This is a genomic window from Mangrovimonas sp. TPBH4 (assembly GCF_001280505.1).
In the GTDB taxonomy this organism is placed as follows: domain Bacteria; phylum Bacteroidota; class Bacteroidia; order Flavobacteriales; family Flavobacteriaceae; genus Mangrovimonas_A.
In genome coordinates, this window is the sequence record NZ_LBIO01000037.1 from 324791 (window position 1) to 341117 (window position 16327).

A 16327-nucleotide genomic window follows, 5' to 3' on the forward strand; every position below is an offset into this window, starting at 1 on the left:
GGTTCTATCTATGGAAGCGGGGTCTCAGAATTGGTTGTATTGATATTTGGGGTGTCTCGATAATTAGGAATGACTTGAAGCGTGGTTTTCCCGTTGATCTGGAATGGTTCTCCAGAATAAGGTTTGTTGTATTCGTTTTCCAAACTATGGGTTAGAATCCAATTTTCCATATCGGTTCGGGAAATAGTGCCTCTCAGGTATTTTTCAATCATTAAACTAGCGATACGCCCAGCAAAGCGACTTCCCCAGTAGCCGTTTTCTACAAATACGGCAATGGCAATTTTAGGATCGTCTTTTGGAGCAAAAGCTACAAAAATGGAATGGTCTGTCAATTGAGTTTTCACTCCGTCTATTTTGGTAAAGTTCTCCGCAGTTCCTGTTTTTCCACAGATTTCTATGCCGGGAACCTGCAAGTACTCGGCTGTTCCTTTATTGTATACGTCAAACATCCCTTGAATGACAGGTTCAAAATGAACCTTGTCTATAGTGGTATTGTGACGGGTTAGATATTTGCTGTCTATTGTATCGTTTTCAATTTCTTTTATAATGTGAGGCGTATAATAGAAGCCTCGGTTACCAATGGCGGCCGCCATATTTGCCAATTGGATAGGGGTGGTCAATACTTCTCCTTGACCTATGGCATTGGACAGGGTAAAGGTGGTGTACCAGCGGTTTTTTCCATAGGCCCTATCATATGTAGAGGCATCCGGTATTTTACCGGGCTGACCAATACGAAGGTCGTAACCTAAGTAGTCTCCTAAACCAAAGCTTTTAATATGGTTGCTCCAGACATCCATGCCTTGGGCAGGCGTTTCATATTTGTCCATGATACGTCTATACACATTGGCAAAATAGGTGTTACAGGATTTGTAGATTCCAATGTCCATATTAGCAATACCTGAATGTCCATGGCAGCCCATTTTCCTGTTTCCATAGCGATAGCCATGATTGCAGGTAAATCTGTCTTTTGGAGTTACCACGCCTTCTTGTAGGCCAATAAGGGCATTCAGCACCTTAAACGGCGATCCAGGAGGATACATAGCTTGGAGCCCGCGATCGTATAAGGGCTTGGCCAAGGTGTCTCGGTACAGTCTTGTGAAATTTTTAGAACGGTCTCTACCAACCAAAAGATTGGGGTTGTAGCTAGGTGCGGATACCATGGTCAAAATTTCACCACTGCTAGGTTCTATGGCAATAATTCCGCCTCGCTTGTGTTTCATCAATAACTCTCCATATTCCTGAAGTTTGGCATCAATGGTAATGGTGATGTCCTTTCCGGGTTGGGGCAAGGTATCATAAATACCATCTTTGTAAGGGCCAATATTTCTGTTGAAACGATCCTTCTGTATGAACTTGATTCCTTTTACGCCGCGTAAAACTTCTTCATATGAAATTTCAACGCCCTGTTTTCCTATAAGGTCTCCCATTTTGTAATAGGGTTGCTTTTTGATAATGGCGTTGTTCACTTCTCCGATATCACCCAATACGTTCGCCCCAATGGAAGTTTGGTAATCCCTCAAGGAGCGTTTTTGGATATAAAAACCTTCAAACTTGCGCATTTTCTCTTGAAGGATGGCATAATCCTTTTTGGATAATTGAGGAACAAAAACCGAAGGGAGCCTAGGTGAGTAATGGTAGGCTTTATCGTAAAGCCTCGTAAAATCTTCTTTGGTAATTTTTAATAGATTGCAAAACTCAAGCGTATCCAGAGGTTCTACTTCACGAGGTATGACCATCACATCATAAGATGGCTGGTTGGCCACCAAGAGGGTGCCATTTCTATCGTACACATATCCTCTCTTGGGGTAGTCGTACACCTTTCTAATGGCATTGTCTTCAAGGAGGTTATAGGCGGTCTGATTGTAGACTTGGAGATAAAATAACCGGGCAATAAAGATAATTCCAACAAGGAGAACCGTTGAAAAAAGTAATAGTTTTCTCATCGACGTTTTCTGCTAAATAATACCGTAATCAATAGGCTTAGTATTATAGTAAAAATACTTGAGAATAACGTCTTTTGCAGGATTAAAATTATTTTAGAAATGTTAAAAACTTCTAAAGAAAACATAATGAAATGATGGATGAGGGTAGCTATCGAAAAATAGACCAAGCGTCTTCCAAATTCAACCTGGCTGAATTTGATACTTTGGTGTTCGTAAACCATTCCAAATGAAAATTTTAAAATCGTAGGACGAATAAATGCCAAGGTGACACAGGCCGCTGCATGAATGCCTCCCGAATCAGAAAAGAGATCTACCATAAATCCTAATAGAAAACTTAAAAATATAATAAGGGACCTGTTGGCTCTTACCGGAAATAACAATATGAACAGGATGTAAGGGTAGGGGTTGATGTACTCCAAAAAGTTAACGTTGTTGAGCACCAATACTTGGACCAATACCAAAGTGAAAAATTGTAAGATTGTATAAATGGTACTGTTATTCATCGACCGATTGTTCCAAGGTTCTTATTTCTTCTGCATCGGTATTCTCGATGATGTACACATGGCCAAGATTGGTCATGTCGTTAAAGAGTTTTACGTCTATGGTATAAGTGTCGCCACTTATATCTGTTGTAAAGGCATCGATGGTTCCAATGGGAACGCCCTTAGGGAAAATAGTAGACTGCCCTCCTGTAATAATGGTATCGCCAACTGCAATTGAAGCAAATTGGGAAATGTCGATAAGTTGCACCAAGGAATGCGATTTGGTGTTCCAGACCAAGGAGCCTATGTGATTGGAGTTTTTAAGCTGGGCGTTAATCTTACTCTTGGTATTCAAAATTGATAGTACCGTAGCGTATTTATTGGAAGTATTTTCAATAATTCCTACAATGCCCTGTGAAGTAATAACACCATAATCCTGTTGCACACCATCGCGTTTCCCTTTGTTGAGCATCAAGTAGTTTTTGGTGGCCGAATAACTGTTTTTATAGACCCTGGCAGGGATGAAACGAAATACGCCTCCATAAAAAGAGGTGTCCTTTTGAAACTCTTGAGTAGTATCGGCAATTTTGGAATTGTACAGTAAGGTTTTTAATCTTACGTTTTCTTCCACTAACTGTTCGTTTTCCGTCCTTAAATTGAAATACTGACCTATCCCGTAGGCTTGTTTGTAAATGCCTCCGGTAAAGAAATTGGCCGAACTGATAAATTTACTTTTATGGTAGGAATGGGACTGAATGGTTAAAGCAAGCGAGATACCAAATAAGAGCAAAAACAAAAGCACGATTTTGTTGCGTATAACAAAGTTTATGATTTGCTGCATTTGGTATTACTTATTTTATCAATACACTTTTGAATCTAGGTAGGTTTTTAAGTGTAATTCCTGTTCCTCTTACAACAGCACGTAAGGGATCTTCGGCGATGTAAACTGGTAAATCTGTTTTTTGTGATAAACGTTTGTCCAAACCACGTAGCATACTTCCTCCACCGGCTAAATAGATTCCGGTGTTATAAATATCGGCAGCCAATTCTGGTGGTGTTTGCGAAAGGGTTTCCATAACAGAATCCTCAATCCTTAAAATGGATTTGTCCAAAGCTTTGGCAATTTCTCTAAATGAAATTTGTACCTGTTTTGGTTTTCCCGTTAGCAAGTCACGTCCTTGAACGCTCATATCTTCTGGAGGTAATTCCAAGTCTTCGGTAGCAGCCCCTATTTGGATTTTTATTTTTTCAGCGGTACGTTCTCCAACGTAAAGGTTATGTTGGGTGCGCATGTAATAAATGATGTCGTTTGTAAATACGTCACCCGCAACTTTAACTGATTTATCGCATACAATACCTCCTAAGGCAATCACGGCGATCTCCGTGGTCCCACCACCTATATCCACAATCATGTTTCCTTTAGGTTGCATGATGTCAATCCCAATACCAATAGCAGCCGCCATAGGCTCGTGGATCAAATAGACCTCTTTCCCGTTAACACGTTCACAGGATTCCTTTACCGCACGCATTTCTACTTCCGTAATTCCTGAAGGGATACAGACCACCATGCGTAGGGCTGGAGAAAATAACTTCTTTTTAAGCGCAGGAATGTTTTTAATAAACATACTTATCATTTGCTCAGAGGCATCAAAATCGGCAATTACCCCATCTTTTAAAGGGCGGATGGTTTTGATGTTTTCGTGTGTTTTTCCTTGCATCATGTTGGCTTCTTTTCCAACGGCAATGATTTTTCCAGATACACGGTCTCTGGCAACTATGGATGGGCTGTCTACAACAACTTTATCGTTATGTATGATGAGTGTGTTTGCTGTTCCTAGGTCTATAGCTATTTCTTCAGTTAAGAAATCAAAAAATCCCATGTGCTATTTTGTAATTATTTGGGTTTATATCTATCTGTTTTTTCACATTGTTGTAAATGTAATAAAACTTGCTAAATATACAGACTTAAATTGGTATTCTAATGAAATGAAAAATAAAAGGCACTCATGCGGTACGGAGACCTACAGGAGTGCCAATTTTATGATAAATTCCACCAAGTGGAAGCTTTTATTAGTGCTTAAAGTGGCGCGTTCCTGTAAATACCATAGCTAGACCATGTTCGTTGCAATAGTCTATGCTCAATTGGTCTTTTATGGAACCTCCTGGCTGGATCACAGCTGTGATACCTGCATTATCTGCAATTTCTACACAATCAGGGAATGGGAAAAATGCATCACTCGCCATTACTGCTCCTTTCAAATCGAAGTTGAAAGATTGGGCTTTGTGGATAGCCTGGTTTAAGGCATCTACACGGCTAGTTTGTCCCGTTCCGCTAGCACACAATTGCTTGTTCTTTGTCAATACGATTGTGTTGGATTTGGTGTGCTTACAAATTTTGGAAGCAAAGATCAAATCGTCAAGTTCGGTATCGGTTGGCGCTTTGTCGGTTTTGGTTTCAGTACCCTCTTTAGTGTCCGAAACATTGTTGCGGTCTTGTACTAAAACACCGTTAAGACAAGTTCTCACGTGCGTTTGGGCCAATTCGGCATCGTTTTGTACCAAAAGGATACGGTTCTTTTTGCCTTTTAGAAGTTCTTCGGCTTCCGCAGTAAAACCTGGAGCAATCACTACTTCACAGAACAATTGGTGAATTTCTTCGGCAGTCGCCAAGTCAATTTCCTTGTTGGAAATCAATACACCACCAAAAGCAGAAACTGGATCTCCCGCCAAGGCATCTACATAAGCTTGGTGAAGGGTGTCGCGTTGTGCCAAACCACAAGCGTTGTTATGTTTTAAGATGGCGAAGGTTGGTGCATCATTTTTAAATTCATCCATCAAGTTTACGGCAGCATCAACATCCAAAAGGTTGTTGTAGCTTAATTCCTTTCCGTGAAGTTTGGTGAACATGGCATCAAAATCGCCATAGAAGAATCCTTTTTGGTGAGGGTTTTCTCCGTAGCGCAACACTTTGCCTTTGGTTTCGCTTACTTTCAGTGCTGGGATGTCTAGATCTTGGTTGAAGTAGTTGAAAATGGCAGAATCGTAGTGAGACGATACGTTGAAGGCTTTGGCAGCAAAACGCTTGCGATCGGCTTCTGAAGTTTCTCCCTTTTTGGATTGTAACAATTCCAAGAATTCGGCGTAGTCTTCAACAGAAGATACACACACTACATCGGCGTAATTTTTGGCTGCAGCACGGATCAATGAAATTCCTCCGATATCAATTTTTTCGATGATGTCTTGGTTGGAAGCTCCCGAGGCTACAGTTTTTTCAAATGGATACAGATCAACAATTACTAAATCGATTTGAGGGATGTTGAACTCTTCAAGTTCGGTTACATCGCTCTCATTGTTTTGACGGTTCAAAATCCCACCAAATACTTTAGGGTGTAAGGTTTTTACACGTCCTCCCAAAATCGATGGGTAAGAGGTCACATCTTCAACAGGGACTACATCTATCCCAAGGTCTTTGATGAAAGTTTCAGTACCTCCGGTAGAATAAATGGTTACGTTTTGGGCGTGAAGTTCTCTCACGATCGGTTCCAAACCTTCCTTGCTAAAAACGGATATCAATGCCGATTTAATAGTTTTGTCAGTATTCATTTTGTTCTTGTTTAGTTTCCTTTTCTTACGGAAATGACAGTTATTTTTGTTAGCTTCCATCCCAATTGAAAGCCTCAATTTTTTTAAAGTGCAAAAATACACATTCTTAAAGAAATTGCCGCCAAATTATAAAGGGTTTATTTTAGTTTTTTTGTAACACAAATACCTTAAAAACGTCCTATCTTTAAATCAGTAAAAAATCATCTCTATAAATGCTGCTTTACCTAAGGTTATTAAAAGAAAGTTTTGGATTTGCCTTAAATGCGCTTCGTAACAATAAACTCCGTACAGCCCTGTCTTTGTTGGGGGTTACCGTTGGTATTTTTTCAATCATCGCCATTTTGGCTGCGGTAGATTCTCTAGATCATAAAATTCAGGAAGACCTTTCCGGCTTGGATAAAAATACCATGTACATTACCAAGTTTTCTTTTGGGCCTACCGATGTGCCGCGGTGGCAGCGCGAGCGATTTCCACAAACGGGATATGATGATTATGAATTTATAAGAAGAAATGTCCCTAATATTGCTGCCTCAGCTTTTGTGATTTTTGGTGGCAATGAAACGATTCGTTATGAGGGGGAGACGGTTTCCGGAGTGAATATTACGCCTGTGACTAACGAAATTTATGAAATTGAGAATTTAAATCTGGAGCAGGGACGTTTTTATACCGAATCAGAATCAGTTACTGGGTCGCCAGTAATTGTGTTGGGGCATGATTTGTCTGAAAGTTTGTTTGGGAATCTAAACCCTATTGGTAAGCAGATTCGTGCCTATGGGAGAAAACTGACCGTCATAGGTGTGTTGAAAAAAATTGGGTCCGGTATCGGGGACTCTCCAGATGAAAAAGCATGGGTGCCTGTAAATTTTGTAAGGCGTTTTCAAACGGGAGGCGTTGATGGTATTCCTGGGGCCGTTATTGTAAAGCCTGAAAAAGGAGTGGATTTAGGAGCATTTGAACAGGTGTTGAAACAAAAGTTTAGAAATTATAGAGGGCTTAAGGCCGACCAACCCGATGACTTTTTTATCAATAAATTATCGGGAATGACCAACATGATCGACAATATTTTGGGGACCATGAATATTATGGGATGGGTCATTAGTGGGTTTTCACTTTTGGTTGGTGGCTTTGGAATTGCCAATATCATGTTTGTAAGCGTTAAGGAGCGCACGCATCTTATCGGGATTCAAAAATCACTGGGTGCCAAAAACCGATTCATCTTGTTGCAGTTTTTGTTTGAAGCCGTTATTTTGGCAGTCTTTGGTGGCTTGGTAGGTTTGGTGTTGGTATGGATAACCTCAATTATAGCTTCGCAATTTACGGGAGATTTCAAGTTTATTCTATCCATTCCAAATATGATGTTAGGCTTCTCTCTTTCTACAGCAATTGGATTGATATCTGGAGTGATACCTGCTATTTCGGCTTCAAAATTGAATCCGGTGGAAGCTATTAGAACTGGAATGTAGTTTTCTTTCTAGGAAAGAATTTTGGAAACCTGAGCGCATACGTACTCCAAAAAGCGTTCGTCTGCTTCGGTAAATGGATCTGGTGTGTTGGAGTCGATATCTAGCTGTCCAATGTTTTCACCATTTACAAAAATAGGAATCACAATTTCGGCCTTCACCGTAATGCTACAAGCAATATAATTGTCCTGTGCTGAAACATCTGGAACCACAAAGTTTTGATTGCTCACGGCTACTTGCCCGCAAATTCCTTTTCCAAAGGGAATAATAGTGTGGTCTGTTGGCGCTCCCACATAAGGTCCTAATTTCAACTCTTCCTTATCACCGTTTCTAAAATAGAATCCCACCCAGTTGTAGTATTCAACATTGGCTTCCAAAAGGGAGCAGATAGTCAATAGTTTTTCGTCTACACTTGAAGATCCTTGGATAATACTGTCTACTTGCGGAATAAGCTGGTTGAAATTCATAATGTTTAAAAGTTTTTGTAAAAGTATTTAAAAGCGGTTATACCAAAACTTCAATTTGTATAAATTTAACAATTCAATTTTTAGGGATTAGTGAAGGAATTATTGCTGAAATACAAAGACGTTGTCAAGTTTATTGTCACGTTTTTAGCGGTGTACGCGGTGCTAGTAATTGGTTATAGAATGTACTTGCAATATAGTTCAGGGGATAGCTATTACCCAGATTATATCACCAATTTGGTAGCAAGACAAAGTAGGGAAGTGGTAGAAAATTTTGGTTACAATGCGAGGATTGAGCCCCATCCAAATGAACCCTCAATGAAAATGATTGTTAATGATGTGTTCTTGGCACGAATCGTTGAAGGGTGCAATGCTATAAGTGTTATCATTTTGTTTGTGTCATTTATAGTGGCGTTTGCAGGACGGTTAAAACCTACCATTATTTATTTGTTGGTGGGGAGCATCTTGATTTATGCCGTGAATGTTATAAGGATTGCCCTTTTGGCTGTGGGCTTATATCATTATCCCGAAAGCCAGGAAGTGTTACATTCGGTGGTATTTCCCTTAATTATTTACGGGATGTTGTTTTTGCTGTGGATTATATGGGTGAATCGCGTGTCAGTTTCAAAAAAGGAAGATGAAGAAAGTAACTAAATACATCCTGATAGCTATTTTGATAGGACTTTTGGTCTTGATTCGTTTTTTTGAAAATGAAATCTTCTACGATCCTTATCTGGAATTTTTCAAAAACGATTACCTATATATGGACAATCCTAGACAGGAAGTTTTTAAACTGACGCTGTCTACAACTTTGCGTTATGTGTTGAATAGCATAATTTCTTTGGGGATTCTTTATGTGGCATTTAAAGATTGGAGTATTGTAAAGTTTTCGGCAGTAATGTATGCTATTGCGTATGTGATTTTAATTGGCTTATTTCTATATTTTGTCTTATCTCCAAAACAGTCACAATATTATCTGTTTTTCAATATTCGAAGGTTTTTAATTCAACCTATAGGTTTATTGTTGCTGTTGCCTGCATTTTATTACCAACGGTTAAAACGATAAATGTTAAGTCTATTTTAAAGTGATGGGTTTCTGTACTAATTTTAATACATTTGTGCTGTGAAAAAGGAACAGTTACATAAAGTGTTTTCTGTAGCAATGGCCATTTTGGTGTTGTTGTCAACCATTTCCTTAACGGTTGTAAAGCATTATTGTGGCGATAATCTTATTGATGTAGCTGTGTTTACCGAAGTTGAAAAATGTGGAATGGAAATGAAAGACCATACTCAGGCTTTGGTAGAAAAAAAGTCCTGCTGTAAGGATGAAGTAGAAGTGGTGCAAGGACAGGACAATCTAAATACTTCCGATTTTGATAAACTCGATTTTGGGCAAAAGGTCTTTTTGTCCAGTTTCGTTTATAGTTACATAAATCTTTTTCAAGGGGAAACCAAGGCGAATGTTCCCCATGAATATTACACTCCCCCAAGCTTGATTGCAGACATGCAGGTGCTCAATCAGGTATTTATCATTTGATTTTGGATTACTAGCGCAATAGCGCATGGAATTTATTTTTTAATGCTTCATCTTGAGGCAACATAATCAATTGATATCATCATGAAATACCTTATATATATATTGATGTTTCCGGTATTCGCTTTTTCTCAACAAGAGATTAAAGGAATGGTCATGGAAGCAAATAATGAAAATAAACATATCCCTTTGGCGGGTGCCAATGTGTATTGGCTTAACACCTCCGTTGGAGCTGTTACGGATATTGATGGAGTCTTTACGGTTCCCTATGAAAAGAAATATACCCAATTAGTGATAAGCTATGTTGGGTATAAAACAGATACCTTAACTGTTACTGAGCCCAGAATGATTCACCATTGGCTACAGCCTACAAGTGAATTGGATCAGGTAACGGTAACGTCTAGAAAGCAGGCGACTTCAAAATCTTATTTGCAGGCTCAAAATACCATGGTGGTGAGCAGCGATGAATTGCTGAAAGCGGCCTGTTGTAACCTCTCTGAGAGTTTTGAAACCAATCCTTCCATCGATGTGAATTTTGCCGATGCCATTTCGGGAACACGTCAAATTAAAATGTTGGGATTGACCAGTCCTTATATTTTAATTGCGATGGAAAATATTCCAACGGTAAGAGGAGCGTCCCAAGCTTATGGCTTGAGTTTTACGCCAGGTACTTGGGTGGAAAGTATTCAAATCACCAAAGGAGCCGGAAGTGTGGTGAATGGCCATGAAAGTATTGCAGGACAAATCAATGCCGAATTGCAAAAGCCTACAAAAGATGACAAACTATTTGTAAACCTATACGGTGCTAGTAGTGAACGTGTGGAATTGAATACGCATTTCAATACGAAGCTCAGTGATAAATGGAGTACAGGTCTGTATCTGCACGGGAATAGCCATAACAAAAAGCACGATGTCAATAACGATGGGTTTTTGGATATGCCTTTGTACAAACAGATCAATGTCATGAACCGTTGGCAGTATACAGATGCAGAAAAGGGGATTGTGAGCTTTTTTAACTTTAGATATTTGGATGACCAGAAGCAAACTGGTCAGTTGGACTTTGATCCAGAAACCGATAAGTTGACTACCAATGCCTGGGGTAGTGAGATAGATACAAGACGCTTTGACTTTTCAGGGAAGTTGGGTTATGTAAATCCAGAATTACCTTGGCAAAGTTTAGGTTTGCAATTTGCGGTGAGCAATCATCAGCAAGATTCTTATTTCGGAACTCGGGTTTATGATATTGAGCAAAGCAGCATTTATTCCAACCTTATTTATAATTCGATCATAGGGGATTCACGACATAAAATAAAGACAGGAGTAAGCTTTACGTATGATCATTTTGATGAATTGGTAGAGGCTACAAATTATGCGAGAATTGATAATTCGGTTGGGGCCTTTTTTGAATACAATTTTGACAATCTGGAAAAGCTGAATCTTACTGCGGGTTTACGTGTGGATCAGCATAATCGCTTGGGCCTTTTTATGACGCCTAGAGTGCATGTTCGCTATACGCCTTGGGAGAAATCGGCGTTTAGAGCTTCTTTTGGAAGAGGGAAGCGTTCGGCCAACATTTTTGCTGAGAACCAAAGTCTTTTTGCCTCTTCTAGACAAATCCAAATCCTCAATTCAGTAGGGCATATTTATGGTTTGGATCCTGAAATTGCGTGGAATTATGGAGTGTCCTATCTCCAAGGATTTAATTTGTTTGGTAGAAAAGCAGATGTGACCTTGGACTTTTATCGCACCGATTTCCAGAATCAAGTAGTGGTGGATTTTGAAAACCCGCAGATAGTAACCTTTAGTAATTTGGATGGGGACAGTTATGCCAATAGTTTTCAAGCTGAATTGAACTATAATTTGTTTGAGCATACGGATGTGCGCTTTGCTTATAAATATTATGATGTAAAGACCCAATATCAAACTGGTAAAAAAGAGAAGCCGTTAACTCCAAAGCACCGTTTGTTTGCAAATGCCAGTTATGAAACCCACATGAAAGACAATGGAGGGCAATGGAAATTTGATGCGACCTATAATTGGTTGGGAGAACAACGATTTGCTTCAACAGGTAGTAACCCAGTTACTTATCAATTATCCGATTACACGCCTACCGTAGGTACCTTGAATGCCCAAGTGACAAAAGTGTTTTCTCCAAAATTTGAAGTATATTTAGGAGGTGAAAATATCACTAATGTAAGGCAGGATAATCCTATCTTGGCGGCCGATGATCCATTTGGGCCTTATTTTGATTCAACTTATGTGTATGGTCCAATTTTTGGAAGTATGTATTATGTTGGGTTGCGATTTAGAATTCAATAATTAATGAAAAAAATAACTTGTAGAAAGATGAAAAAATTAATAATGGGCCTAATGTTTTTGGTGGGAATTACTGCCATAGGCCAAAATAAAAATGCAAAAGCTTCTTTAGAGGTAGATGGTGTTTGTATGATGTGTAAGGAGCGAATTGAAAAGGCGTGCATACAAACGAAAGGGGTGAAGTCCGCAGTGTGGAATGTTGATACCCATGAGCTAAAGCTGATTTACAATGAGCGTAAAACCAATTTGGATAGCATTCAAAAAAATATCGTGGCCGTAGGGCATGATACTAAAGAGATGACAGCAACAGAGGAAGCGTATAATAGTGTGCATGCCTGTTGCAGGTATCGGGATCAAGATGTAAAGGAAGATCATCAAAACTAGAAAGCGTTAATGTTTAAATATGGAAAAGCGCAGTAATTAATTACTGCGCTTTTTTTATAGTCGCACATTGATAAGTTGTTGTTATTAGTGGTGATTTAGTTGTTTTGTTGATAATTTTTGTAAAAGTCGTAGCGTTTGCATTGGGATATTGTGTTTGCCTTCAGGGATTATTTTTTTTATTTGTGAAAACCTTAAATGTAACTTATGGTAGCAACCGATGATTGGGTAACCTATATGTGGATTCTTTTGGCGTGTTATGCTTTTGTAATCCTTTTTTTTGTAATCCGTGGCGCTAAAAAAGCAAATAGCATCGCCGATTATGCGGTTGGAAATATAGGTTTCTCTCCTTGGGTGGTGGGGTTGTCCTTAGCGGCTTCCATGACCAGTGCAGCCACCTTTATTATCAATCCTGGTTTTATAGCCTTGTATGGGGTTTCAGGGGTGATTTCGTTTGCGGTTGTCATGCCCATTGCCATTTTTGGTTCTTTGATTATGTTTACCAAAGGTTTTGCCAAACATGGCAACGTGGTAAAGGCGACCACTATGGCGCAATGGATAGGAAGACGTTATGAGAGCAAAAACTATGCGTTCTTTTTTGCGGTTACCGCCATGCTGCTCATAACTTTTATTGTGCTCATTAATGTTGGGGTGACTCAGGTAATTTCAAAATCCTTGAATGTAGAGCCTTTTTATGTGCTATTGGGGATTACGGTATTTGTGTTTGGGTATATGATGTTTGGAGGCGCCAATTCCATGGTGTATACCAACACCATTCAAGCAGTCATCATGTTTGTTGTGGCCATCATAATGATTACTTCTGGTCGCGAATATTTTGAAGGGGGTGTAACTGGAATACTGAATGACCTTTCCAATATAGATCCTAATCTGTCTAAGGCCACAAACAGCCAAAGTTTTTTATTTCGCGATTATTTCGAAATCGTTGTAGTTCAAATTGTAATTGGAATAGCTATTGTGTGTCAGCCTCATATCATAACGAAATCTTTGCTGCTCAAAGATCAAACCAAAGTGAATTCGTATCTGTTTAGTGCCATTGCGGTCATGGTGGTATTTTTTATGGTGGTAGTAGTTGGACTGTATGCGCGCTTAACCTTTCCTGAGTTGACAGTAATGGGGAAGACTTTGAAAATGGACGAGATCATTCCAACTTATGTCGTTACGAAGTTTTCGGTAGGAGTGGGTATGGTAATCGTGGTGGGACTGATTTCAGCAGGATTGTCAACCTTAGAGAGTTTGATTCAGTCACTTTCCATAACGGTGACTTCTGATATTTTGGAGCCTATTTTCAAAGGTAAGGTGACTAACAATTCATTTATGATCAATAAAATTGTAATATTGATATTAGCCAGTGTAAGTTTTGTGTTGAGTTGGCAGCAAATCAAGTCTCCCAACGTGAGTGTTGCCATATTCGCGCAAAATGGGGTGTATGCCTATTTTGCGGCAGCCTTTGTTCCGGTGCTTTTTGGAATTTTCTTAAAAGAAGTGCCAGTGAGTGCTGTGTTTATTGCTAGTGTTACGGCCATTGTAGTGCATTTTGGAATTTATTATGGACGTTTAACGCCATATATGCAGGAGCCTGTAAATAACCCTGGGGTATCGGCTGCAATAGCTATTGTGGTATCCTTGATAGTGGGATATGTTTTATATAAGTTGAATAGAAAACCTGTCTTGGTATGAATGTATTGGACTGGATAGCAAAATGGGCTGATTATACGCCTTATAAAGTGGCATTGACTTCTTATGCCTCCAATGAAAAGTATACCTATAAAGATGTGCATATTTATGCCAATAGGTTGATTGAGAAATTTCATGAGGCCGGGTATCGGGAAGGAGACAGAATTGCGGTGATTGCGGAGCATAATGTAGCTTACATTGTGTTGTTTGCGGCGTGTCAGCGAATGGGGCTAATTCTAGTGCCACTTAATTATAGAATGGCATCCAGGGAATTGGATAAACTGGTAAAGGATTGCAATCCAAGAATTTTGATTTTTAGTGAAACATTGCGTTCTCAGTTAAACGAACTCACTTTGGAAGGCATTGAAACCGTGAACATGGAACGTGTCATCGAGGCTTATAAAGAAGAGGTTTCTGTTGCTGAACGGGATTACGATATTAAAGAAGACAATCCCTTGTTTATTTTTTATACGTCAGGTACAACTGGATTGTCAAAGGGGGTCATTTATACCAATAAAATGTTGTTCTGGAACAGCTTAAATACCTCCATGCAATTGGGGATCACTTATAGGGATTCAACAATTAATACCTTACCGCCCTATCATACTTCTGGATGGAATGTGTTCATTACACCGCTCTTGCATAAAGGTGGCCACATTGGAATGATGGAAAAATTTGACGCCCAAAAAGCACTCTGTTTATTGGAGCTTGAAAAAACAACCTTGTTCATGGCATTACCCACAATGCTCTTGATGATGCAAAAGACGGAAGTTTTCAAACGGGTAAATTTAAAGAAGCTACGATATATTATTTCCGGGGGTGAAAAGGTAAATGCAGAATTGGTGTCCTTTTGGAAAAAAGAAAAGGATATCTATATCCGCCCAGGCTATGGCCTGACGGAAGCAGGGCCGAGCATTACATCGCTGCATCATGATATGGCTCTTTTAAAACCGAATTCCATTGGGAAATCAAATTTCTATTTGGATTTAAAAATCGTGAATGAAAATGATGAGCCTTTGGGTGTTGGTGAAATTGGGGAGTTGTGTATTAAGGGGGATATTGTTACTCCTGGATATTGGAACAATTCCGTGGTCACTAAGAGTAAGATTGTTGATGGTTGGTTGCATACGGGAGATTTGGCTTTAAAGGATGAGGAAGGCTTTCTGTATCTAAAAGGGCGCATAGACGATATGTATATTTCGGGAGGGGAAAATATCTATCCCCAGGAAATAGAATTGTTGTTGGAAAATTATCAAGGAGTTACCAAAGCTTCAGTTTTCAGTGTCAAATGTGAGCGTTGGGGTGCCTGTGGAATCGCTTTTGTGGAAAGTAAGGATAAGGCAGTGACCAGTGAAGTGCTTCGGGCGTATTTAAAAGAGAATATAGCCGATTTTAAGCAGCCTAAATACATCTTTGTTTTGGATGAAATTCCGCTTACCAGTTTAAGCAAGGTGTCTCGTAAAAAGCTCAACAAGTATTTTAATACGTTAATATTATAGTGATGAAATCGTTCCTTTTTTTGTCTGTTTTTTGTCTGTTGTCTATGGTAGGAATTTCTCAAAACAAAGCGCTTAGTATGAAGGAGCTGCTTTCAGATTATGAATATAAAACGCATTACGTTACTTTGGATAGTTTGGAAGTGGCCTATGTAAAGGAGGGGAATCATGAACAAACGTTGTTGTTTGTTCATGGCTTGAGCAGTAATGCCGATGCTTGGTCTAAAAATATTCAGGAGCTTAAAGATAAGTACACTTGCATTGCTTTGGATTTGCCTGGTTTTGGGAAATCTTCCATTGTTGAAACCCAATATACCTCTACTTTTTTTGCGGATGTGGTGCATCAATTTATCCTTGAGCTAAAGCTTAAAAATGTGATTTTGGTGGGACATTCCATGGGAGGTCAGGCCAGTGTAAAATTGGCGGTAAATCATCCTGAAGCTATTTCAAAATTAGTACTTGTGGCACCGGCGGGAATTGAACGCTTTTCCGAAGCGGAGGCCAATCTTATGAAAGGTGCAATGACCGAAGCGGTGGTAAAAGGAACCACCGATGCTCAAATAGAAAGAAACTATGCGCTCAACTTTTTTCAGCAACCAAAAGAGGTGGATAAAATGATAGCGGATAGAAAGCGTATTAGGGATGCGGCCGATTTTGATATGCACTGTAAAGCGATTGTAAGCAGTGTTTGGGGGATGTTGGATGATCCTGTGTTTGAGGATTTGAAAAGGATTGAGCAACCCGTGTTGGTTATTTTTGGCAATAACGATAAATTGATTCCAAATGGCTATCTTCATCCTCAATTAACCACACAAGCTGTAGCGCAAACGGCTCAAGAGGAACTGAAACAGGCTGAGGTGAAAATGATAAATGAGAGTGGGCATTTTGTGCAATTTGAAAAGCCAATGGAAGTGAATGCTTATATTTCGCAGCTTGTAGACACGCCCTAAAGA

Annotated in this window: 15 protein-coding genes; 9 read left to right on the forward strand and 6 right to left on the reverse strand. The window is 39.4% G+C overall.

The window, feature by feature from the left end; all coding sequences use genetic code 11:
- Positions 1-8 precede the first annotated feature (8 nt).
- The 5 genes from mrdA to purH all read right to left on the reverse strand — a co-directional run bounded on the left by mrdA (position 9) and on the right by purH (position 6028).
- Complete coding sequence (gene mrdA / locus ZA05_RS02915) at positions 9-1943, reverse strand: penicillin-binding protein 2 (protein WP_053990145.1); 1935 nt, start codon at positions 1941-1943, stop codon at positions 9-11.
- Positions 1940-2446, reverse strand: coding sequence for a hypothetical protein (locus tag ZA05_RS02920; RefSeq protein WP_053990144.1), 507 nt, complete (start codon positions 2444-2446; stop codon positions 1940-1942). The genes mrdA and ZA05_RS02920 overlap by 4 nt, the downstream gene beginning before the upstream one ends.
- Complete coding sequence (gene mreC / locus ZA05_RS02925; protein ID WP_369793831.1) at positions 2439-3227, reverse strand: rod shape-determining protein MreC; 789 nt, start codon at positions 3225-3227, stop codon at positions 2439-2441. Before mreC ends, ZA05_RS02920 begins: the two co-directional genes overlap by 8 nt.
- A 49-nt stretch (positions 3228-3276) precedes the next feature.
- Positions 3277-4305 carry a rod shape-determining protein gene (locus ZA05_RS02930; RefSeq protein WP_053990142.1) on the reverse strand — a complete coding sequence of 343 codons (1029 nt, stop codon included), beginning with the start codon at positions 4303-4305 and terminating at the stop codon, positions 3277-3279.
- A gap of 190 nt (positions 4306-4495) precedes the next feature.
- The gene (purH, locus tag ZA05_RS02935; protein ID WP_053990248.1) at positions 4496-6028 is read right to left on the reverse strand and encodes a bifunctional phosphoribosylaminoimidazolecarboxamide formyltransferase/IMP cyclohydrolase; all 1533 of its coding nucleotides are present in this window, start codon (positions 6026-6028) and stop codon (positions 4496-4498) included.
- Between the two features lie 212 nt (positions 6029-6240).
- Here purH and ZA05_RS02940 point away from each other — a divergent pair, with 212 nt between their 5' ends.
- Complete coding sequence (locus ZA05_RS02940) at positions 6241-7491, forward strand: ABC transporter permease (protein ID WP_053990141.1); 1251 nt, start codon at positions 6241-6243, stop codon at positions 7489-7491.
- Positions 7492-7499: 8 nt separating this feature from the next.
- Here the strand turns inward: ZA05_RS02940 and ZA05_RS02945 are convergent, their stop codons facing one another.
- A complete protein-coding gene (locus ZA05_RS02945) occupies positions 7500-7955 on the reverse strand; it encodes a GAF domain-containing protein (RefSeq protein WP_053990140.1) in 456 nt (151 codons plus the stop codon).
- 90 nt (positions 7956-8045) lie between these two features.
- Here ZA05_RS02945 and xrtF point away from each other — a divergent pair, with 90 nt between their 5' ends.
- The 8 genes from xrtF (at position 8046) to ZA05_RS02985 (ending at position 16324) form a co-directional block, all read left to right on the forward strand.
- The gene (gene xrtF / locus ZA05_RS02950) at positions 8046-8606 is read left to right on the forward strand and encodes an exosortase family protein XrtF (protein WP_053990139.1); all 561 of its coding nucleotides are present in this window, start codon (positions 8046-8048) and stop codon (positions 8604-8606) included.
- Entirely contained in the window at positions 8590-9018 is a 429-nt protein-coding gene (locus ZA05_RS02955) for an exosortase F system-associated protein (RefSeq protein WP_053990138.1), read from the forward strand. Before xrtF ends, ZA05_RS02955 begins: the two co-directional genes overlap by 17 nt.
- A gap of 57 nt (positions 9019-9075) precedes the next feature.
- Entirely contained in the window at positions 9076-9489 is a 414-nt protein-coding gene (locus ZA05_RS02960) for a hypothetical protein (protein WP_231632398.1), read from the forward strand.
- Between the two features lie 81 nt (positions 9490-9570).
- Complete coding sequence (locus ZA05_RS02965; RefSeq protein ID WP_053990137.1) at positions 9571-11805, forward strand: TonB-dependent receptor; 2235 nt, start codon at positions 9571-9573, stop codon at positions 11803-11805.
- A gap of 27 nt (positions 11806-11832) precedes the next feature.
- Positions 11833-12186, forward strand: a complete 354-nt coding sequence (locus ZA05_RS02970) for a heavy-metal-associated domain-containing protein (RefSeq protein WP_082333653.1) — start codon at positions 11833-11835, stop codon at positions 12184-12186.
- Positions 12187-12390: 204 nt separating this feature from the next.
- Positions 12391-13881: a sodium:solute symporter gene (locus ZA05_RS02975; protein ID WP_053990135.1), complete on the forward strand. Its 1491-nt coding sequence runs from the start codon at positions 12391-12393 to the stop codon at positions 13879-13881.
- The gene (locus tag ZA05_RS02980; RefSeq protein ID WP_053990134.1) at positions 13878-15377 is read left to right on the forward strand and encodes a class I adenylate-forming enzyme family protein; all 1500 of its coding nucleotides are present in this window, start codon (positions 13878-13880) and stop codon (positions 15375-15377) included. The genes ZA05_RS02975 and ZA05_RS02980 overlap by 4 nt, the downstream gene beginning before the upstream one ends.
- A gap of 2 nt (positions 15378-15379) precedes the next feature.
- A complete protein-coding gene (locus tag ZA05_RS02985) occupies positions 15380-16324 on the forward strand; it encodes an alpha/beta fold hydrolase (protein ID WP_053990133.1) in 945 nt (314 codons plus the stop codon).
- Positions 16325-16327 lie beyond the last annotated feature (3 nt).

Coding starts and splice junctions, on each gene's coding strand:
- mrdA (WP_053990145.1), bottom strand. CDS start 1,943: ATGAGAAAACTATTACTTTTTTCAACGGTTCTCCTTGTTGGAATTATC.
- ZA05_RS02920 (WP_053990144.1), bottom strand. CDS start 2,446: ATGAATAACAGTACCATTTATACAATCTTACAATTTTTCACTTTGGTA.
- ZA05_RS02930 (WP_053990142.1), bottom strand. CDS start 4,305: ATGGGATTTTTTGATTTCTTAACTGAAGAAATAGCTATAGACCTAGGA.
- purH (WP_053990248.1), bottom strand. CDS start 6,028: ATGAATACTGACAAAACTATTAAATCGGCATTGATATCCGTTTTTAGC.
- ZA05_RS02940 (WP_053990141.1), top strand. CDS start 6,241: ATGCTGCTTTACCTAAGGTTATTAAAAGAAAGTTTTGGATTTGCCTTA.
- ZA05_RS02945 (WP_053990140.1), bottom strand. CDS start 7,955: ATGAATTTCAACCAGCTTATTCCGCAAGTAGACAGTATTATCCAAGGA.
- ZA05_RS02955 (WP_053990138.1), top strand. CDS start 8,590: ATGAAGAAAGTAACTAAATACATCCTGATAGCTATTTTGATAGGACTT.
- ZA05_RS02965 (WP_053990137.1), top strand. CDS start 9,571: ATGAAATACCTTATATATATATTGATGTTTCCGGTATTCGCTTTTTCT.
- ZA05_RS02970 (WP_082333653.1), top strand. CDS start 11,833: ATGAAAAAATTAATAATGGGCCTAATGTTTTTGGTGGGAATTACTGCC.
- ZA05_RS02975 (WP_053990135.1), top strand. CDS start 12,391: ATGGTAGCAACCGATGATTGGGTAACCTATATGTGGATTCTTTTGGCG.
- ZA05_RS02980 (WP_053990134.1), top strand. CDS start 13,878: ATGAATGTATTGGACTGGATAGCAAAATGGGCTGATTATACGCCTTAT.
- ZA05_RS02985 (WP_053990133.1), top strand. CDS start 15,380: ATGAAATCGTTCCTTTTTTTGTCTGTTTTTTGTCTGTTGTCTATGGTA.